Origin of the sequence: Rhodococcus zopfii NBRC 100606 = JCM 9919 (assembly GCF_001895025.1) — a bacterium.
GTDB lineage: Bacteria > Actinomycetota > Actinomycetes > Mycobacteriales > Mycobacteriaceae > Rhodococcus > Rhodococcus zopfii.
In genome coordinates this window covers 88,706-108,602 of record NZ_BCXI01000028.1, presented here as the reverse complement: position 1 = coordinate 108,602, position 19,897 = coordinate 88,706, and the positions used below count along the sequence as shown (strand labels likewise).

At 69.6% G+C, this 19,897-nt stretch carries 19 protein-coding genes and 1 pseudogene; 7 read left to right on the top strand and 13 right to left on the bottom strand.

Annotated elements, in window-relative coordinates:
* The first annotated feature begins 244 nt into the window (after positions 1-244).
* On the top strand, positions 245-2,629 hold the full coding sequence (treY, locus tag RZ1_RS17940; RefSeq protein ID WP_072813843.1) for a malto-oligosyltrehalose synthase: 2,385 nt from the start codon (positions 245-247) through the stop codon (positions 2,627-2,629).
* A 45-nt stretch (positions 2,630-2,674) separates the two neighbouring features.
* On the opposite strand, the pseudogene RZ1_RS17935 reads toward treY, so the two are convergent.
* Positions 2,675-3,499: pseudogene (locus RZ1_RS17935) on the bottom strand (ABC transporter permease).
* Complete coding sequence (locus tag RZ1_RS17930) at positions 3,496-4,491, bottom strand: ABC transporter ATP-binding protein (RefSeq protein ID WP_238071817.1); 996 nt, start codon at positions 4,489-4,491, stop codon at positions 3,496-3,498. The pseudogene RZ1_RS17935 and the gene RZ1_RS17930 overlap by 4 nt, the downstream one beginning before the upstream one ends.
* Before the next feature lie 58 nt (positions 4,492-4,549).
* Between RZ1_RS17930 and RZ1_RS17925 the strand changes: the two genes are divergently transcribed.
* On the top strand, positions 4,550-5,398 hold the full coding sequence (locus RZ1_RS17925; RefSeq protein ID WP_072813842.1) for a TetR/AcrR family transcriptional regulator: 849 nt from the start codon (positions 4,550-4,552) through the stop codon (positions 5,396-5,398).
* On the opposite strand, the gene RZ1_RS17920 is transcribed toward RZ1_RS17925, so the two are convergent.
* The 5 genes from RZ1_RS17920 to RZ1_RS17900 all read right to left on the bottom strand — a co-directional run bounded on the left by RZ1_RS17920 (position 5,399) and on the right by RZ1_RS17900 (position 9,028).
* Entirely contained in the window at positions 5,399-5,656 is a 258-nt protein-coding gene (locus RZ1_RS17920; protein ID WP_072813841.1) for a chorismate mutase, read from the bottom strand. It abuts the gene before it with no gap.
* A 74-nt stretch (positions 5,657-5,730) separates the two neighbouring features.
* On the bottom strand, positions 5,731-6,564 hold the full coding sequence (locus RZ1_RS17915) for an ABC transporter permease (protein ID WP_072813840.1): 834 nt from the start codon (positions 6,562-6,564) through the stop codon (positions 5,731-5,733).
* Positions 6,561-7,343 carry an ABC transporter permease gene (locus tag RZ1_RS17910; protein WP_072813839.1) on the bottom strand — a complete coding sequence of 261 codons (783 nt, stop codon included), beginning with the start codon at positions 7,341-7,343 and terminating at the stop codon, positions 6,561-6,563. The genes RZ1_RS17915 and RZ1_RS17910 overlap by 4 nt, the downstream gene beginning before the upstream one ends.
* On the bottom strand, positions 7,340-8,305 hold the full coding sequence (locus tag RZ1_RS17905) for an ATP-binding cassette domain-containing protein (protein ID WP_072813875.1): 966 nt from the start codon (positions 8,303-8,305) through the stop codon (positions 7,340-7,342). Before RZ1_RS17905 ends, RZ1_RS17910 begins: the two co-directional genes overlap by 4 nt.
* A 123-nt stretch (positions 8,306-8,428) precedes the next feature.
* Positions 8,429-9,028: a TIGR00725 family protein gene (locus tag RZ1_RS17900; protein WP_478013426.1), complete on the bottom strand. Its 600-nt coding sequence runs from the start codon at positions 9,026-9,028 to the stop codon at positions 8,429-8,431.
* On the opposite strand from RZ1_RS17900, the gene RZ1_RS17895 reads away from it, so the two are divergent.
* Positions 9,027-9,929: an alpha/beta fold hydrolase gene (locus RZ1_RS17895; RefSeq protein WP_072813837.1), complete on the top strand. Its 903-nt coding sequence runs from the start codon at positions 9,027-9,029 to the stop codon at positions 9,927-9,929. The genes RZ1_RS17900 and RZ1_RS17895 overlap by 2 nt on opposite strands.
* Before the next feature lie 6 nt (positions 9,930-9,935).
* On the opposite strand, the gene RZ1_RS17890 is transcribed toward RZ1_RS17895, so the two are convergent.
* Positions 9,936-10,556 (bottom strand): FHA domain-containing protein, encoded by a 621-nt coding sequence (locus RZ1_RS17890; protein ID WP_072813836.1) that lies wholly within the window; start codon positions 10,554-10,556, stop codon positions 9,936-9,938.
* Between the two features lie 73 nt (positions 10,557-10,629).
* Between RZ1_RS17890 and RZ1_RS17885 the strand changes: the two genes are divergently transcribed.
* A complete protein-coding gene (locus tag RZ1_RS17885) occupies positions 10,630-11,034 on the top strand; it encodes a YchJ family protein (RefSeq protein ID WP_072813835.1) in 405 nt (134 codons plus the stop codon).
* A 110-nt stretch (positions 11,035-11,144) separates the two neighbouring features.
* On the opposite strand, the gene RZ1_RS17880 is transcribed toward RZ1_RS17885, so the two are convergent.
* Positions 11,145-11,783: a TetR/AcrR family transcriptional regulator gene (locus RZ1_RS17880; protein WP_072813834.1), complete on the bottom strand. Its 639-nt coding sequence runs from the start codon at positions 11,781-11,783 to the stop codon at positions 11,145-11,147.
* Between the two features lie 89 nt (positions 11,784-11,872).
* Between RZ1_RS17880 and treZ the strand changes: the two genes are divergently transcribed.
* Positions 11,873-13,633: a malto-oligosyltrehalose trehalohydrolase gene (gene treZ, locus RZ1_RS17875; protein ID WP_072813833.1), complete on the top strand. Its 1,761-nt coding sequence runs from the start codon at positions 11,873-11,875 to the stop codon at positions 13,631-13,633.
* A 55-nt stretch (positions 13,634-13,688) separates the two neighbouring features.
* Here treZ and RZ1_RS17870 read toward each other — a convergent pair whose 3' ends face one another.
* Positions 13,689-15,194 (bottom strand): MFS transporter, encoded by a 1,506-nt coding sequence (locus RZ1_RS17870; RefSeq protein WP_072813832.1) that lies wholly within the window; start codon positions 15,192-15,194, stop codon positions 13,689-13,691.
* A 109-nt stretch (positions 15,195-15,303) separates the two neighbouring features.
* On the opposite strand from RZ1_RS17870, the gene RZ1_RS17865 reads away from it, so the two are divergent.
* A complete protein-coding gene (locus RZ1_RS17865) occupies positions 15,304-15,843 on the top strand; it encodes a TetR/AcrR family transcriptional regulator (protein WP_072813831.1) in 540 nt (179 codons plus the stop codon).
* A gap of 5 nt (positions 15,844-15,848) precedes the next feature.
* On the opposite strand, the gene ilvA is transcribed toward RZ1_RS17865, so the two are convergent.
* Together ilvA and RZ1_RS17855 are read right to left on the bottom strand one after the other, a co-directional pair.
* Entirely contained in the window at positions 15,849-17,156 is a 1,308-nt protein-coding gene (gene ilvA, locus RZ1_RS17860; protein WP_072813874.1) for a threonine ammonia-lyase IlvA, read from the bottom strand.
* Between the two features lie 192 nt (positions 17,157-17,348).
* Positions 17,349-17,783, bottom strand: a complete 435-nt coding sequence (locus RZ1_RS17855) for a nitroreductase family deazaflavin-dependent oxidoreductase (RefSeq protein WP_072813830.1) — start codon at positions 17,781-17,783, stop codon at positions 17,349-17,351.
* Positions 17,784-17,901: 118 nt separating this feature from the next.
* Between RZ1_RS17855 and RZ1_RS17850 the strand changes: the two genes are divergently transcribed.
* Complete coding sequence (locus RZ1_RS17850) at positions 17,902-18,126, top strand: hypothetical protein (RefSeq protein ID WP_072813829.1); 225 nt, start codon at positions 17,902-17,904, stop codon at positions 18,124-18,126.
* A gap of 27 nt (positions 18,127-18,153) precedes the next feature.
* Here the strand turns inward: RZ1_RS17850 and RZ1_RS17845 are convergent, their stop codons facing one another.
* Positions 18,154-19,731, bottom strand: a complete 1,578-nt coding sequence (locus RZ1_RS17845) for an FMN-binding glutamate synthase family protein (RefSeq protein WP_072813828.1) — start codon at positions 19,729-19,731, stop codon at positions 18,154-18,156.
* Between the last annotated feature and the right edge of the window lie 166 nt (positions 19,732-19,897).

The window sequence follows — 19,897 nt, the reverse complement described above, 5'->3', positions numbered from 1 at the left end:
ATCGGGGACGGGAAGGCGGCCTCGGTGCCGGACCGAAAGTGACCCTGCTCCCACGGGTGGGCGGTCGGCACGCAGCGATACCGCGATGGGAGCCGACTTCCATTCCGCCATCCTTGAGTTAGGTAAGGTTTAGATAAGAGCAGCTCAGGTTAACAGCGCGGACGCACCGCCTCAATCTCTTCCCCCGCCGGGTTGCGGTCGGCGTCGCGCGCGCTCGCGTCACCCGAACTAAGGTCTATTGGCCATGGAGCCTCCTGCACACCGGCGCGTTCCCGACGCTCCGGCCACGGTCCCGGTGCGGGCGACCTACCGCCTGCAGTTGCGGGGCGACGCACTGCGATTCGACGACGCCGCGGCGCTCGTCGACTACCTCGACGAACTCGGGGTCAGCCATCTCTATCTGTCTCCCGTCCTCACCGCCACGGTCGGATCGACACACGGCTACGACGTCACCGATCCGGCCACGGTCTCCGACGCTCTCGGCGGACGCGCTGGGCTCGCGGCTCTCGCCGCACGGGCACGCTCCCGCGGCATGGGACTGGTGATCGACATCGTGCCCAACCACGTGGGCGTCGCCGACGCCCGGCAGAACCGCTGGTGGTGGGATCTGCTGCGGTACGGACAGAACTCCCGGTACGCCCGGCACTTCGACGTCGACCGGGAATCGGACAACGGCGCCGACGGGAAGATCGCGCTGCCCGCGCTGGGCGCCGGTGACGGTCCCGACGACCTCACCGTCGACCGCACCGGACCCGAGCCGACGCTCGCCTACTACGACAAGCGGTTTCCGGTCACACCCGGCACCGACACCGGTTCCGCCGCCGAGGTTCACGCCCGGCAGGCCTACCGCCTGGTGCCGTGGAATTCCGGGCTGGTGGGCTATCGGAGGTTCTTCACGATCGACGATCTCGCCGCGGTGCGCGTGGAGGATCCTGCCGTGTTCGACGACGCGCACGCACAGGTCGCCGAGTGGGTGGCGGACGGACTGGTCGACGGGCTCCGCGTCGACCACCCGGACGGGCTAGCGAACCCGGCCGGCTACCTCGCCCGGCTCCGCACGCTGCTCGGGCCGGAACGCTGGCTGGTGATCGAGAAGATCCTCGGCGCCGAGGAACCACTCGACCCGACGCTGCCGGTGGACGGCACCACCGGTTACGACGCGTTGAACGAGCTTGCTGCCGTATTCGTCGATCCGCGTGGCGAATCCGCGCTGACCGACCTGTCCCGCACATGCACGGGCACGGCCGAGGACGCCGCATGGTTCCACGAGCAGGAGACGCGGTCGAAACGCGCCGTCCTGACCGACGGGCTCGCACCCGAGATGCGCCGGCTCGTGCGTGCGGCGCAGCGCGACGCGGGCACGACCGGCATCGAGGCGGAGCCGCTGCGCGAGGCGGCGGTCGCGGTCGCGGCGGCACTGCCCGTGTATCGGGCGGACTATGCGCCCCTGGCCGGGCTGCTGCCACGGATCGTCGGCGAAGTCGCGAATTCACGCCCGGACCTCGAACCTGCGCTGCAACTGCTCGCCCGGGCGCTGGCCGCGGGGGGCGACGCGGCGGCTCGATTCGGGCAGGTGTGCGGCGCCGCAACCGCGAAGGCGCTGGAGGATCGGCTGTTCTATCGCGCGTCACGGCTGATCGCGTTGCAGGAGGTCGGGGGGCATCCCGGGCGGTTCGCGATGCCGATCTCGCAGTTCCACCTGGCCTGGCAGGAACGGGCCCGGCGGTGGCCGCGGGCGATGACGTCCCTGTCGACGCACGACACGAAACGCAGCGAGGACGTCCGGGCGCGCATCTCGGTGCTCCCTCAGGTCGCGTCGCAGTGGGCGGCTCACCTCGCCGAGTGGGACAATCTCGCGCCGAGCCCCGACCCGGCATTCGGATCGTTCCTGTGGCAGACCCTGTTCGGGGTGTGGCCCGAGGACGGCACGGTCCGCGCCGAGCTGCGCGGACGGATCCACGAGTACACGCGAAAGGCACTGCGGGAAAACGGAACACGCACCACCTGGACGCAGGTCGACGACGAGTTCGAGGCGGCGGTCGCGGCATGGATCGATTCGGTGATCGACGGTCCGGTACACGGCGCGATGACCGCTTTCGTCGGCTCGGTCGCACCGCACGCCGCCGCGGTCTCGCTCGGCCAGAAACTGCTGCAACTGCTCGGACCCGGAATCCCCGACGTGTATCAGGGCACCGAACTGTGGGACGACTCGCTCGTCGACCCCGACAACCGGCGCCCGGTGGACTTCGATGCCCGCCGTCGGCTCCTCGCGGACCTCGACGCGGCGCCGCCGAAGTTCCGGGTCGTGCGCGAGGCACTGCAGCTGCGCCGGGCACGTCCGTCGAGTTTCGTCGACGGCGCGTACCTGCCGCTGCTCGCGTCGGGCCCGGCCGCCGGGCACGTCCTGGCGTTCGGACGCGGACCGGCCGCAGGTGATCTCGACGTGATCGCCGTGGCGACACTGCACACCGTGCCGCTCGGCGATATCGGCTGGGGTGGAACGGTTCTCGATCTCCCAGCGGGAACCTGGACGGACCGCCTCACGGGCCGGACGCTGGTCGGCTCGGTGCCGGTGAGCGAGCTGCTCGGAACGCTGCCCGTCGCGGCGCTCGAACGCACCGACGGTTGACGTCCTCCCCGGCGCACTCGACGTGTCCGTGCCAGGCACCTCGGCTCAGATCGTCCGGTCGACCGTGCGGATGCCGACCCACAACCCGACCGCGCAGGTGGCGAACGCGGCGACGAAGCCCCACGCGACGTCGCTGTCCCACAGCGTGCCGGTGAACAGCGCCCGCTCGGCGTCGACGACATAGGTCAGGGGATTCACCTTGGCCGCCGCCTGCATCCACCCGGGGCCGGCGTCGAGCGGCAGCATCATGCCCGCAAGCAGCAACAGCGGGAAGATCACGGACTGCTGCACGCCCCAGAACAGCCATTCCCGGCCCTTCGCGGCCAGGCCCAGCGCGTAGGACAGCGCCCCGAGGCCGACCCCGAAGACGCCGAGGATCAGCAGGCCCACGAGTACCTGCACCGGATAGAAGGTGAGGCCGAACGGGATTGCGACGACCGTGATGAGCAGTGCCTGCACGACGAGCGGCGCGAATTCTTTGAGTGCGCGCCCGACAAGGATCGACGACCGGTCCAGCGGAGTCGCGAGAATACGTTCGTAGGCACCGGTCATCAACTCGTACAAGAGGTTTCCGCCGACCATGCCGGTACCGAAGATCGCGATCATCACGAGGACACCAGGCAGGAATCACTGCAGTGCCGACTCCCCGTCGACCCCGCCGGCGCCGAGCATGCCGTCGAGGAGCGGTCCGAAGAGCGCGAGGAACACCAGCGGTTGCAGCAGCGAGAAGATCAGCGAGAACGGATCGCGGAGCACGACGAGGATCTCGCGGGTGAACACGGCCGCGGTGTCGTGCAGCCATTTGCGTAGCCGGGAGCGTTCGTTCAGGACGTCGGATTCGGCCGCGGTCCGGTCGATCACGTAGGTCATGCCGCCTCCTCGCGCAGGGACCTGCCGGTCAGATTCAAGAACACGTCGTCGAGCGAAGCGGGCTTCACGTCGGTGGATGCGACAGACACGCCCGCGGTGTCCAACGCCCGCATCAGCGGCGGGACGAGTTCCGGGCCGTTGTGCGTGGCGAGCACGAGCCGCACCGCGCCCGCGTCGGACACCGATTCGGTCACCGCCGCGACGACGGACGGGAGCACCGACCGTGCGGTCGCAGGGCTGTGCCCCGGAGCGAGCTCGACGGTGACGACGTCGTCGGCGTAGTCGCGCTTCAGCACCTCGGGCGCGGCGTCGGCGATGACGGTGCCGTGGTCGATCAGCACGATCCGCTCGGCCATCGCGTCCGCCTCGTCGAGGTAGTGGGTGGTGAGCAGCAGCGTCATGCCGTTCTCCTCGCGCAACCGCAGGACGTGTTCCCACAGGTTCGCGCGGGCATGCGGATCCAGGCCCGTGGTGGGCTCGTCCAGGAACAACAGGCGCGGATGGTTCATCAGGCCCATCGCGACGTCGAGCCGGCGCCGCTGCCCTCCGGACAGGGATTGCACGGTACGTTTTTCCAGGCCCGTCAGCTCGAGCGCCGCGAGCAGATCCGTCGCGCGCCGTTTCGCGACGTCGCCGGGGACGGAGTAGAACCGCGCCTGGTTCCGCAGCTCGTCGCCCACCCGGTACGAGTAGCCGCCGGCGCTGCCCTGCCCGACGTACCCGATGCGGGCGCGCACCGCGGCGGGTTCGCGCACGACGTCGCGACCGGCGACCTCGGCTGTTCCGGAGGTCGGCGTGAGCACCGAGGTCAGCATCCTGATCGTGGTGGATTTCCCGGCGCCGTTGGGGCCGAGGAAGGCCACGAGTTCCCCTTGGGCGACATCGATATCGACGCCCTTGACCGCCTCGACAGTCTCTTTCCTGCGACGAAAGGTCTTCGTGAGTCCCCTCGCCCGAATCGCATATTCCGTACGGTGTACCGATTCAGTCACGAGATCGACGGTACGCTGTACGAGATACACGCGCAACGGCATTTCCCGAGGAGTTCGAGTGGGCGAGACCGACCCGGCCGACAGCACCGCACCCCCGGCGGGCAACAAGCGATTCGCTCCGCTGTGGGATCCGCCGGCGCCCCCCACACGCGGCCGGCCCCCGCGAGTGAACCGCACGCAGGTGGTCGATGCCGCGGTCACGATCGCCGACGAGAGCGGGCTCGACGCGGTGTCGATGCGCTCGATCGCCCGGACGCTCGGCGTCGGCACGATGACCCTCTACTCGCACGTGCCGTCCCGGGACCATCTGATCGACGCGATGATCGACCGCGCCTACGCCGACTTCACCCTGCCCGATCCGGCGCTTCCGTGGCGGCCCGCGCTCGAGGCCTACGCACGCGGATACTTCTCGCTGCTGCGGGCCCATTCCTGGCTGCTGACCGTGAACACCTGGCGAATGCCTCTGGCGCCACACGTCTTCGACGCCGACGAGGCCGCCTTCCGCATCCTCGTCGACACCGGCCTCACGGCAAACCAGGTCGTCGAGACGATCGGCATCGTGAACCAGACCGTGTCCGGGTTCGCGCGCGCCGCCGACGCCGAGGTCACCGACGAACGCGACCAGGGCACCGACTACGAGGCGTACTGGTCCGCGCAGTCCGACTTCTGGGAGAACACCTTCGACCCGGCCCGCTATCCGACGATGACACGGTTGTGGACCGTCGGGGCGTTCGACGACGCCGCCACGCCGTTCGATCTGCGCATCGGCGCGCTGCTCGACACGATCGAGCTGCTCATCGAGCGGTCGAGCGGCTCCGGTAGTGCCGTGCCGTCGTTCGACGACTGCACGCGCATGCCCGGAACCGACCCGGCCGGGTGTGCGGGCACCGACTCGGCCGGCGCATAGTCAGCGCAGCCGCAGCAGGCTCATCGCCAGGGCGGTCCCGGATCCACCGAGTTCGGCGGTGTAGCGGCGGATCACGTCGAGATCGTGCGCGTGGGTCACCCGCGGCGATCCCGCGTCGACGCGCGCCGTCGCGATGCGCCGGGCCAGTTCCGTGCGCTGCAGCACGGCAGCGAGAATGTCGGCGTCGAGCCGATCCATCTCGTCGTAGAGCCGGTGGACGTCGAGTTCGGCGACGCCGGGTTCGATGATCGCGGTCACGTCATCTTCTCCTTCTGGTGATGGGAACCGATATTCGCTCCGACCGGGTGACGGGAACGTTCACCCGGTCACGGTCAGCACAGTGCGCGGCGGTACCTGCGCACGAGGGGGATCGCGCATCCGGCGATCAGCACGACCGACCACGTGAGTGTCCGGACGAGCGGTTCGGCGACGGGACCACCGAGCGAGAACGCCTGCATGGTCTCGACGGCCGCGGTCATCGGCTGGTTCTCCACGAGGGGGCGAATCCAGCCGGGATAGGCACTCACCGGAACGAAGCCCGGGTTGAAGAACAGCAACAGCGTGCACAGAAGCGAAATAGCTTCGACGACACCGGTATTCGACCAAGTGAGACCGACGGTGGTGACGAGGACCGCGAAGCCGACGCCGAACATCACCGGCACCGCCACGAATCCGAGCGCGGCGAGGGCGCCGGCGAGGGCGCCGGCGTGGAACCGGAATCCGAGCGCCATTCCGATCCCCACGATCACCGTGGTGGTCGCGGCGATCCGCACCGCCTCGGCGACCGAACGCGACAACAACGCCGACGCCCGGTGAACCGGCAACGTCCACAACCGTCCCGGCAGGCCCGCCTCGCATTCGCGGCGGAGAGTGATCGTTCCGGCGAGCGAGCCGAGCAACGCGCTCATCACCGCCACCATGGGTACCGTGCCGTACAGCGCGTCGTGTCCGGCGAAGGCCGTGACCTGCCGGCCCAGCACGACGTCGAGCATCACCAGCATCGCGACCGGATAGGCCAGGGTCTGCACGACGGTCATGGGATCCCGCCGCCAGCGGGTGAGCAGGCGACGGGACTGCAGCCAGGTGTGCGGCAGCAGCATCCGGATCGAGTTCTCCGCCGCAGGGTCGGCTGTCGTCACAGGAATCGTCGACGTCGTCGTGGTCATGCTCGCCTCCCGGTGACTCGCACCGACATCCATCCGGCGACCCCGAGCAGGGCGCCCAGCCACAGCAGCGTCGGAACCAGCAGGTGGGCGTCGAAGGTGCCGTCGGCCAGTGCGCGCAGCGTGATCGAGAACTGCGAGACCGGCTGATTGCGCACGATCGGCTGGGCCCAGTGCGGAAACTGTTCGAGGGGAAGGAATCCGCACGAGAACATGCCCAGGACCAATTGCGGAACGGCCAGCGCGCGGGTGGTGGCCTCGGGGCTGCGGGACAGCGCTCCCAGGAGATCGGCGGCGAAGGTGAGAGCCACCCCGATGGCCAGTGCCGTCGCGCAGAATGCAAGGGCGGCAGCAGGTCCGGCGTCGAACCGGAATCCGATCGCGTGGCCGCAGACCACGGCGACGACGAGCGCGAGAACGCAGCGCACGGTGCTCGCCGAGACCCGCGCCGCCACCGGAACACCCGCGGGGATCGGCATCGCCGCGAAACGCCGATCGACGCCGCGCACCGTGTCGGTCGCCGCGACGAACGCGGCGGTGATCGCGGTGAAGGACACCGCCTGCAAGGCGAGCAAGGGCATCAGGAACCGCCCGTACTCGACGCCGCCGCCGGAGAATCTCGTGACCACCGCGTGCAGCGGGACGTAGAACCCGAGGGTGAACACCACCGGTGCGATCAGCGCGGTCACCATCGATCCGCCGCGCAGTGCCGATCCCACACCGCGGGCAGTGAGGATCCACCACTGCCGAAGCGGCGTGTATTCGGGTGCGAGACTGCTCATGCCGCGACCTCCAGCGGCGCCGATCCGGTTCCGGTGAGGGCGAGGAACACCTCGTCCAGCGATGGGCGGCGCAGCGCGATGTCCGCGATCCGGAGGTGCCGGGCGTCGATCGCGGCGGCGACCCGAGCGAGAGTGCCTGCCCCGTCGAGCGCGGGGATGGAGACCCGATCGGTGCCGATCTCGACGGTCCCGGCGGGCGCGAAGATCCCGACGACGTCGGCGATCTCGGGGACGTCCCGCGGGCGCACCGGAACCACCTCGCAGACGCTGCCACCCACGCGGTCCTTGAGCCGGGCGGCCGTGTCGTCGGCGACGACGACGCCCCGGTCCACGACGACGATGCGGTCGGCGAGGAGGTCGGCTTCCTCGAGATATTGGGTCGTCAGCAGCGTCGTGATGCCCCTGGCCTTGAATCCGGAGACCAGATCCCACACCCGTTGCCGACTGCGTGGATCGAGCCCGGTGGTGGGTTCGTCGAGGAACACCACCTGTGGCGGGACGACAAGGCCGCACGCGATATCGATGCGGCGGCGCATGCCACCGGAATATCGGCCGACCGCCCGGTCCGCGGCGTCGTCGAGGTCGAACTCCGCGATCAGCTCGCGGGCGCGGGCGCGGGCGGCGCGTCGGGGCAGTCCGAGCAGCCGCGCGAACAGCACGAGGTTCTCGAATCCGGTGAGCGCGTCGTCGAGCGCGGCGTACTGCCCGGTGAGCATGATCGACCGCCGGACACCGGCCGCGTCGGCGACCACGTCGTGTCCGGCGACGACGGCCCACCCGGAGTCCGGACGCAACAGTGTCGAGAGGATGTTCACCACGGTGGTCTTGCCGGCCCCGTTCGGACCGAGAACTGCGAGGACTTCACCCGGAGCGGCGGCGAAGCTCACTCCGCGCAACGCCGGGATCGGGCCGAAGCTCTTGGTGACGTCTTCGACGAACAGGGACGGTGTTCGGTCCGGCACGGGGTCCTCCTGGCTGACGGCGGAAAGGCGTGATGTCCACGTTCTCCCGGCCGCGTCCTCCGCGATACCCACCCCAGAGGTGGTCCGGCACCACCTCGGTGACCTCCGTTTCCCCGGCAGCGTCTACTGCCGGCCCTCGAGCGGGTCCTTGCGCCAGAGCAGGGCGTGCAGGCATTCGACGGCCTCGTCGGGGTCGGCGACGGCCAGCACGCCCGGGCCTGGCATCTGCCAGCCCCCGATCGATACCACGGGGACTCCGGTCCGGACCGCGAGCGCGATCTCGCTCATGGTGCCCCAGCTTCCGCCGACCGCGATCAACGCATCGCTCGTGCGGACGAGCAGGGCGTTGCGCATCTCCCCCAGCCCGGTGGGAATCGACACCGTCAGATAGGGGTTGCCGTCGCCGCGTTCGTCGCCCGGCAGCAGCCCGACGGTGGTGCCGCCCGCCTCGATCGCTCCGCGCGACGCCGCCGCCATCACTCCGCCCAATCCGCCGGTCACGACGACCGCGCGCCGCCCGGCCAGCAACCCGCCGACGCGGCGGGCGACGCGGCGCTGCTCCGGGGTGGCGTCGCCGGGCCCGACGACACCGACATACCGCTGCTCCTGCATCTTTCGATTGTCCACCAACCCAAGGTGTTGTGGAGCCCACTCCGGGGGTGCGGACTTCCACCGCCGGGATCGGTCGTGGTCGGCGCGGTGCGGGCGCACCCTGATCGCCATGACCACCATTCGCAGTACCCGGCTCGTCCGGCGCGTCACGGTACTCGCGGACGACGGGGTGCCACTGGCCGTCCGAGAGGTCGGAGCCGCCACGGCGCCGCTGACCGTCGTGTTCGTCCACGGACACTGCAATCACACGGAAAGCTGGTCGCCGCTGCGGGATTCGCTTCTGCGCCTGACGGGCTCGTCGGTGCGGATGGTGTTCTTCGATCACCGTGGGCACGGCCGGTCCGGTGGCGCTCCCGCCGAGACGTACACCGTCGAGCAGGTGGGCCGGGATCTGGGAGCGGTACTGCGCGCGGTGGCGTCCGAACCGGTGGTGCTGGTCGGGCATTCGATGGGCGGCATGGCGATTCTGTCCTACGCGCGACAGCATCCGCACGAGATCGGCCGCCGGGTGGCGGGGATCGGCCTGATCGCTACGGCGGCCGGCGATCTGCACCGGTCCGGGCTCGGCCGGTATCTGCGCAGCCCGGCGGTGGAGCTGTTCCATCGGGCGGTGACCCGGGCGCCGGGCATCATGCAACGAGCGCTCCGGTTCGGCGGGCGCATGGGCGGACCGCTGGTGCGGGCCGCGGATCGTCGCGGCCCGGACAGCCGCTTTGCGGCGTTGATGAAGATCCTGCACAGCGACACGTCGGTGGTGACGATGGCCGGGTTCCTGCGTTCCTTCGCGGCCCTCGACGAGTCGGCGGCCCTGACGGTGCTCGCGGCGGTGCCGGCGCTGGTGCTGTGCGGTTCCACCGACGAGTGGACCCCGTTCGAACTGTCGGCCGGGCTGGCGTCCCGGCTGCCGCTCGCGGAGCTGGTGCGCGTCGACGGGGCCGGGCACTCGGTGATCGCCGAGCGGGCCGAGGAGGTCGCACACGCGCTGGCCGCGCTGTTGCGGCGGGTCGGCTGAGCAAGCTCAGAGGTCCCGTTCGGTGATGATGCCGCTGTGCAGGGCCAGCTCGGCGAGCCGCACCCGTTTGAGGTTCTGCGGCAGGTCCTCGACACCGAACTTGGTGAACAACGCGCGCAGGTGCGTCTTCACGGCGTCGACGCTCAGGTAGAGCTCCGCGGCGATCGCCTGGTTCGAGGCGGGGCTGGCGAATGCGGCACCGTGCTTGTACGGGCGGCACAGCGCGAGCAGCACACCGCGCTGCGTTTCGGTGACCGACCGGACCGTCGGCAGCTCCGACGCGACGCGGGTCGCTTCGTCCGGCCCGACCCCGATTTCCTGGAAGGTCAACCGGATCGAACCGATACGGATGCTGTCGCCCTCCCTCAACCGCCGCCGGCCGGTGATCCGCTCACCGTTGACGAACGTTCCGTTGCGCGACAATCCGTCGTCGACGATCGTCCAGTGCGTCCCGATCCATTCGACGACCGCGTGCAGTCGCGACACTTCCTCGTCGCCGGTGAACGGGACGTCCGAGTCCGGTGACCGGCCGATGGTGACGCGCGGCGTCGCGGGCGACAGCTCGTAGCGATGCTGCCGTCCCTGCCTGTCGATGTAGCTCAGTCGTGACTCGATACCGACGCTCACTGCGACCTCCCGAAGACGGAATCAATCGTGCCCGTCGGCGATTGCCTCGGCAAGAGCGGCGATAATAGGGCTCGTGAACCGTCGACGTACCCGAGTCCCTACCGCCGATTCCCCGTGCCCGTGTGGTGGCGGGTTGCCGTTCGGTGAGTGCTGCGGGCCGCTCCTGGACGGTGCGGACGCACCGACCGCGGAGCGGTTGATGCGGTCGCGGTACACGGCGTTCGCGGTCGGGAACGTCGAGCATCTGAACCGCACGTGGCATCCGGCGGGCCGTCCGGCCCGGCTCGAGCTCGATCCGGGCCAGCGGTGGACCGGGCTCGAGATCCTGCGCACGACCGGCGGCGGTTTCCTGCACACCGAGGGCACCGTCGAATTCCGCGCCCACTACACGTACGACGGCGTCGAGGACACACTGCACGAACACAGCCGGTTCGTGCGCGAGGACGGTCGCTGGGTGTATCTGGACGCCCTGCCCTGACTGTGCCCCGCGGAGGGGGCTACCCTCCGCACCCGCTCGGGCGCCGGTCGCTTCCCTGTGCCGATCGTGTCGGCGTACGACCGGGATCCGAGCGGATGCGCTCTCCCGCCTCACCGCAGGAGCGTCGCGCGCAGGGTGTCCGTCAACCACGACCGGTACTGCTCGACGTCCCAGCCGCAGCTGCGGCGCAGCAGCGCGTGCACCTGGGGTGAGCTGAGCGTGAAGAGCACATCCGCGGCGTGCTCGACGCGCACCCCGTCGCGGAGCAGACCGCTCGCGCGCAGGCCCTCGGCGATCGTGCGGGCGTTCTCGGCCGTCGCGCGGGCGTCCTCGTCGGCGAAGCGCCGCATGTCCGGGTCCGCGCCCGAGGACTCCACCGACGTCATGAGCAGGCCCCCGGCCCGTTCGAGCATGTCGGTGCCGAACCCGACCACGTGCTCGAGGATCAGGTCGGCGTCGGAACCCCGGTGGGCGGCCGGCCTCCTCGGCGGACCGGTGGTGTCACCGGTGCCGGCCACCGCGTTGTCGAGGGCGTCGCGGAACAGTTCCGATTTGCCGCCGGGAAACGCGGTGAACACGGTCCGGACCGCGACCCCCGCCTCCTCGGCGATCTGCTTGACGGTGGTGCTGACGTAGCCGTCGCGGACGAACAACCGCGCACCCGCGGCACGGATCGTGGCGCGGGTACGGCGGGCGGCTTCTTCCCGAAGCGGGGACGTGTACGTCCGCTTCGCGGTGTTCTCGGACATCGGAGCAACCCTAACCCATCGGATGCACCCACTGTGCATCCGAATCGTGTGGAGCTGCGCGTATCTCGCGGAGCGGGCATGCTGGATCCGTGCGCACCTTCGAGGTCTGGGCCCCGCTTCCCGAATCCGTCCGCCTGCACATCGACGGCACCGAACATCCCATGGTCCGCGACAGCCACGGCTGGTGGCGCACCGAGGTCGACGCCTCCCCCGGCGATCGCTACGGCTTCGTCGTGGACGGCAGCGGAACGGACGACGAGACCGTGCTGCCGGATCCGCGCTCGCCGCGGCAACCCGACGGCGTGCACGGCCCGTCCCAGCTGCACGAGCTCGATCCCGCGGTCTGGACCGACTCGGCCTGGACGGGCCGGCAACTGCCGGGCAGCGTCGTCTACGAGCTGCACATCGGCACGTTCACCGCCGCCGGCACGCTCGACGCGGCGATCGAACATCTCGACGAACTCGTCGACCTCGGAGTCGGCTTCGTCGAACTGATGCCCGTCAACGCGTTCAACGGCACCCACGGCTGGGGTTACGACGGGGTGCTCTGGTACGCGGTGCACGAACCGTACGGCGGGCCGGACGCGCTGCAGCGGTTCGTCGACGCCGCGCACGCGCGCGGGCTCGGGGTCGTGCTCGACGTGGTGTACAACCATCTCGGCCCGTCCGGGAACTATCTGGGCCGCTTCGGCCCCTATCTCACCGGCGGCGCCGGGACCTGGGGCGAGACGGTGAACCTCGACGGTCCCGGGTCGGCGGAGGTCCGTCGCTACATCATCGACAACGCCCTGCGCTGGTTCCGCGACTTCCACATCGACGCACTGCGGCTGGACGCGGTCCACGCGCTCGTGGATCACACCGCCACGCATGTGCTCGAGGATCTCTCCACCGAAACCTTCCGGCTTTCGGTTCATCTGGGGCGCCCGCTGACGCTCATCGCCGAAAGCGACCTCAACGATCCGCGCTTGATCACCCCGCGATCCGCGGGTGGGTACGGACTACACGCGCAATGGGACGACGACATCCACCACGCCGTGCATGCGGCGGTGTCCGGCGAACGGCAGGGCTACTACGGAGATTTCGGGTCGCTGGAGTGCCTGGCCCGTACCCTGCAACACGGCTTCTTCCACGCCGGAACGTACTCGAGCTTCCGCGGTCGCGTCCACGGGCGCCCGCTCGATGTGCGCCGCACTCCGGCCAGTTCCCTGCTGGCCTACACGTGCACCCACGATCAGGTGGGCAACCGCGCGCGCGGCGACCGGCCGGGCCGGTATCTCGATCACGGACAGCTCGCCGTCAGGGCCGCGCTCGTGCTCACCTCCCCGTACACGCCGATGCTGTTCATGGGCGAGGAGTGGGGTGCGACCACCCCGTTCCGGTACTTCACCTCGCATCCGGAACCGGAGCTCGCCGCGGCGGTGATCGACGGCCGGCGACGGGAGTTCGCCGAACACGGCTGGGACACCGGCGACGTGCCCGACCCGCAGGATCCGGAGACCTTCCACGGTTCCGTGCTGAACCGGGCCGAGCGCACCGAGCCGGAGCATGCCCGGCTGCTGGCGTGCTACCGGGATCTGCTCGCGTTGCGCCGGTCCCGTGCCGAGCTGACCGATCCGTGGCTCGAGAACCTGCAGGTCGACTACGACGAAGACGAGCGCTGGATCGTCGTGCACCGCGGGAGGATTCGCGTCGCCTGCAATCTCGGAGCCGAGCCGATCACCGTTCCGGTCGGCGGTGTCCCGCTGATGTGGTGGGACGAACCGGTCGTCAACCGGACGCGCTCGGCCGCGCTGATCCCCGGCCATTCGTTCGCGGTGCTCGACGGCGACGTCGACCACCACGACCGGTGAGCTCGCCGCGGCGCCGCATCGTCACAGCGCCGCTCCGTCTCAGCGCCGCTCCGTCTCAGCGCCGCAGCATCCGCCATGTGAACAGTGCGGTCACCGCGAGGATGACGGCGGTGGCGGCCGAGGCGCTGTGCATTCCCGCGACGAACGCCTCGCGCCCCTCCTCGAGCAGCGCACGAGCCGCGGTGTCCGGCAGGTGCCGCGCCGTCTCCACGAGATTGCCGAGGGTGTCGAGCCCCTCGTTCGAGGGGAACAACTCGGCGAGGCGGCCCTGGTAGGTCGCGCTGACGACGCTGCCGAGCACTGCCACACCCAGCGCCAGCCCCAGTTCGTATGCGGTTTCGGACACCGCGGATGCCGCGCCCGCACGATCCGGCGGCGCGGCGGCCACCACGAGATCGGTGGTGAGAGTCAGTGCGACGCCGACGCCCGCGCCGACCAGGGTGAAGCCGGCGACGAACACTCCGGCGCCGCCGTCGGCACCGAGCGCGAGCAGCGCCCCTGCCCCGGCTGCGGCAAGGCCGAGTGAGCATGCCAGGACCCCGCCGATCGGGAGCCGGCGGGTGAGCGGTCCGGCGGCGAGCGAGCCGAGCGCGCTGGCGGCGGTTCCCGGGAGCATGAGCAGTCCGGCGGTCAGGGGGCTCACGTCGAGCACGAGCTGCAGATATTGCGATCCGAAGAACAGCACCCCGGCCAGCGCGAACACCGAGAGCAGGTTGGCCGCCACAGCGGTGGAGAAGGTCCGCTCGGCGAACAGCGACAGGTCCAGCAACGGCGAGGTCGTGGCGCGCTGACGGTGGACGAAGAACAGCGCCGCGAGGACGCCGATGCCACCGGCAATCAGGTATTCCGGTTGCGGGCCGTGCAGCGCGGACTCCTTGACCGCGTAGACCAGTGGCAACACGGCGGCCAGCGACGCGATCGCGCCGACGAGATCGAAGCGGCCCGGCGCCGGGTCCCGGGACTCGGGGATCAGGCGCGGCGCGGCGATGACGAGGACCGCCATGATCGGCAGATTCACGAGAAACACCGAGCCCCACCAGAAGTGCTCGAGCAACCATCCGCCGACGAGCGGTCCGGCCGCGGCGCCTCCGGCCGCCATCGCGCTCCACACGCCGATCGCGAGTGTGCGCTGACGGGCGTCGGCAAACATGTGCCGGATCAGGCCGAGCGTCGCGGGCATCAGGGTGGCTCCGGCGATACCCTGCAGAACCCGCGCCGCGATGAGCATCTCGGGATCGACCGCCCAGGCGGCCAGCACGGAGGCGGCGGCGAATCCGATCGCACCCACCAGCAGCAGGCGTCGGCGCCCGATGCGGTCGCCGAGGACGCCCATGGTCACGAGCAGACCCGCGACGGCGAACGAGTACACGTCGATGATCCACAGCAGTTGCACGCCGGTGGGGGCGAGATCGGCGCTGATGAACGGCAGGGCGAGATCGAGCACGGTCGCATCGATCGCGATGAGCAGCACCGCGCACGCGAGCACGGCGAGGCCCAGCCAGGTGCGGGCGTCGGCCCGCGCCGGGGCGTCGGTGATTGCGGTGCCGGTGTGTTCGCGCATGACTACTTCCTGGGAATACGGGGGTTACTGAACCGTCCAGCCGGTACAGCAAATGCCAGGGTAGCAGCGGACCGTCCGGCCGGTACAGTCGATTGACTAGGCTCACACCATGGCCTCCGACACCCGCGACCGGATCCTCGACGCACTCGAACGCACGCTGCTCGACGTCGGCCTCACCCAGGTCACCCTCGAATCGGTGGCCGCCGCGGCGGGCGTGTCGAAAGGTGGCCTGCTGTACCACTTCCCGACCAAGGAGGCGATGCTCGCCGCCCTGGTGCGCCGGCTCGGCACCCGCAGCGACGAGCAACTCGCCGAAGCCGTCGCCGGCGGCACCCGGGTCGCCGAGTGGTACCTGGCCTACCCGGACGACCTCGGCGACGCCGCGGAGATCTCACTGTTTCGATCGATGGTGGCTGCGATGCGCAGCGCCGACGGTCAGCACGACGAGGTGCAACGCGCCGTCGTCGACGTGATGCGGTCGTGGGACGACGGGCTCCGGGCCGAGTTCGACGATCCCGTCACCGCCGAGATCGTACGGCTCGTCGGCGACGGCATCTACCTCGGCGCCCTGCTCGGACTACCGCGGCCGGACCCCGAGCTGCACCGCGCGATCATCGACCGGCTGCTCAGCCGCGACGACCCACGCTGATCGGCTCAGGTCAGGTAGCGGTACGCGGGCGAGCCCGGTTCGAGCCGCTGCACCTGCAGCCGCGATGCATCCATGCGCGCAAGCAACGGGGCAAGACCGTCGGCCCCACCGAGCTCGATACCGACGAGTGCGGCACCCGTCTCCCGGTTGTTGCGCTTGACATATTCGAACAGGGTGATGTCGTCGTCCGGTCCGAGCACCTCGTCGAGGAACCGCCGCAACGCGCCGGGCTCCTGCGGGAAGTCGACGAGGAAGTAGTGCTTGAGTCCGCGGTGCACCAGCGACCGCTCGATGACCTCGCCGTACCGGGAGACGTCGTTGTTGCCTCCGGAGATCAGGCACACGATCGTCGAACCCGGCTCCGCGGCGATGTGTTCGAGCGCCGCGACCGAGAGCGCGCCGGCGGGTTCGGCGATGACACCCTCGTTCTGATACAGCTCGAGCATCGCGGTGCAGACCGCCCCCTCGTCGACCTGGGTCATCCCGAAGGGACCGGTGCCGAGCGTGTCCTGGCGGATCGTCGCGACCAACGGCAGGTTCGCGTGCGACACCACCTCGGCGCCCAGACCGGACACCACCGAGTAGGGCACGTCCCCGATCCGCTGGACCGCGGCGCCGTCGACGAACGGTTCGACCTCCGGCAGCGTCACCGGACCGCCCGCGACGAGCGCGGCGGTCATGGACGCGGCACCGGCCGGTTCCACCCCGACGATCGAGGTGCTCGGCGACTTCTCGTGCAGGTAGGCCGCGATGCCCGCCAGCAGTCCCCCGCCGCCGACCGGCACGACCACCAGATCCGGCGCTGCCGGCAACTGCGCGAGGATCTCGCGGGCGATCGTGCCCTGCCCGGCCGCGGTGCGGACGTCGTCGAACGGCGCGACCATCGTCGCGCCGGTGCGCTCGACGTCGGCTCGGGCCGCTGCGGCGGCGGCATCGAAGGTGTCGCCGATGGGGATGAGCTCGACGAACTCGCCGCCGTGGACACGGATCCGGTCACACTTCTGCTTCGGGGTGCGCGCCGGGACGTAGATGCGCCCGGTGATGCCCATGGAGCGGCACGCGTACGCCACGCCCTGCGCGTGGTTTCCGGCGCTGGCCGTCACGACACCCGCCGCCCGTTCGGCGTCGCTGAGCTGGGCCATCACGTTGTAGGCGCCGCGCAGCTTGAACGAGCGCACCCGCGTGAGATCCTCACGCTTGAGGTAGACGTTCGCGCCGGTCAGAGCAGACAGTCGCGGGCAGTGTTCGAGTGGAGTCGGTGCCACCGCCGGGGAAATTCGCTCCGCTGCCGCATCGATGTCGGCCACGTTCATCACGGGCGCGTGTGTCGGTTCTGCGGTGTGCGGGTAGGTGGTCACCCGTCAATGCTGCCACCCGCGTCGCCGATCATCCAAAGCAGTACCCGTCACGACGTGAACCGGGACGGGCGTGGCGGGTGGCGAAGGTTCGGCTTCGCCACCCGCACGACCTCCCGGCACACTGCAGTCGGGCGGCTGCCGTCCGGGCTACCGGGGTTCGAGAACGAACACGGGGATCTGACGGTCCGTCTTCGTCTGATAGTCGGCGTAGTCGGGGAATGCCGCGACCGCGCGTTCCCACCACACGGCTTTCTCCTCACCGTGGACCTCGCGGGCGGTCATGTCCTGCACCCGGGGACCGTCGCGCAGTTCGACGCGCGGGTCTGCGAGGACGTTGTAGTACCAGACAGGGTTCTTCGGTGCGCCGCCCAGCGATGCCACGACCGCGTAGGCGCCGTCGTGCTCGACGCGCATCAGCGGTGTCTTGCGCAGCTTGCCGGTCCTGGCGCCCCGCGTGGTGAGGATGACCACCGGCATGCCGTTCATGGTGGTGCCCGCGGTACCGCCCGACGACTCGTACTGTTCGACCTGGTCCGCGGCCCACTTCGACGGGCTGGGTTCGTATTCTCCGATCAGGGGCATACGGACCAGTCAACACGCTTCTGTGAGACGACACACGGCAGGCGGAAAGTTCGTTGACCCGAATTCTCGACTGAGACTACCCTGAAGGCAGACTTTCCGAGACCGTAGGAGCATCTTGATGGCCACACTCGGCACCCCCGCTCGCCCCGCCCGGCACGTCGCCGGCATCGATCTCGCCGGGACCGAGTGGCCGCTCTACAAGATCGAAGCCGTGATCGTCGGCGCCCTGATGCTGCTCGCACTGTTCGTCATCACCGGTTCCGCGCAGACGGCCGTGCTCTCCGCGGCGGCGGCCGCGACCGTCACGTGGTGGGTCCGGCTGGCCTACTACCGCCGCGCATAGGGCCCGCGCACAGACCCCCGTCGTCGGTCAGGGCTTCGTCTGTGCACCGGGCGATCCGGTGCCGCCCGGGCCCTGGCTGGGGGAGGCAGTCATGATGCGGGCGATCGCGTCGCGGTCGGCGACACCGGGAAGACCCCAGCCCTCCCGATAGCCGTACAACTCGGCGAGTGTCACCGAACGCCGATTGCCGTCCGCGACTTCGACGTCCTCTGCGGTGATCAGGCTCGGATGTGCCACGCCGCACGCCTCCGCGACCTTCAACACCTCGCGCCGCAACGCCCGCAGATACTGTTCGACCCGTTCGGCCTTCGACGGGACGTCCAAACCTCTTGACAGCCAGGCATTCTGGGTGGCCACCCCGGTGGGGCACCGGTCGGTGTGACACTTCTGCGCCTGGATACAACCCACCGCGAACATCGGCTCACGAGCGACGTTGACCATGTCGCAACCCAGAGCCATTGCCGCCACGGCATTGTCAGGCATCCCGAGTTTGCCCGATCCGATGAAGGTCACGCGGTCGGCGACCCCGGCCTCGGCGAATTGCCGATAGACCCGGGCGAAACCGCTGCGGAACGGCAACGACATGGAATCCGCGAACACGAGCGGCGCCGCCCCTGTACCGCCCTCGCCGCCGTCGACGGTGACGAAGTCGACGCCGCGATGACCGTCGCGCATCGCATCGGCAAGCAACCGCCAGAACGCCGGGTCGCCGACCGCCGACTTGACCCCGACGGGGAGACCGGTGGCCGAAGCGAGCATCTCCACGAAATCGAGCATGCTGTCGACATCGTGGAAGGCCGTGTGCCTGGACGGGCTCACCACGTCGCGACCCACCGGCACACCGCGGATCTCGGCGATCTCCGCCGTCACCTTGGCGCCCGGCAACAGGCCGCCGAGGCCGGGTTTGGCGCCCTGACTCAACTTGATCTCGATGGCCTTGACCGGTGCCGACTCGGTGAGCGCGAGAAGCCGGTCGAGGTCGAATCGGCCCTCGCTGTCGCGGCAACCGAAGTACGCGGTGCCGATCTGGAAGATCAGATCAGCACCGTTGCGGTGGTACCGCGACAGACCGCCCTCCCCCGTGTTGTGCATGCACCCGGCCGCGGCCGCCCCTTTGTTCAAAGCCACCACGGCCGCCGACGACAACGATCCGAAACTCATCGCCGAGACGTTGACGAACGATTCCGGCCGGAACGCCTTCGCACGACCGCGTGGTCCCCCGAGGATCTTCGCCGACGGAACCGTCAGTCCTTCGCCGCTGTGAGGCGCTCCGGACGGCGCGATCCGCGAGAACGTGCGGTGCTTGATGATCGTGTATCCGTCGGTGAACTCGATGTCGTTGTCCGTGCCGAAGCCGAAGGTGTCGTTCTCCCTCTTCGACACGGCATACACCCAGTGCCGTTGGTCGCGGGTGAACGGACGCTCCTCGTCGTTGCGGGTGACGATGTACTGACGCAGTTCGGGGCCGAGAGACTCCAGCAGGTATCGACCGTGCCCGATGACGGGAAAGTTCCTCAGCAGCGCGTGCCTGCGCTGCAGCAGGTCGTACGACGCCACCGCAGCCAACGTGGCAGCCGGGATTCCGAGAGCCTTCGACCAGTCCATGGACCCACCGTAGGACCGTTGCCACGCACGTACATCGAGATGCGCAGATACCGGTCCCCGCCGTGTTCACCGCGGTTCAGGCACTACCACCGATCCCGTTCATGATCTTCGCCTCGCAAGAATGCCCGAGGATTGACGCATTCCATGCTGGGTCGGCGACCGTCGT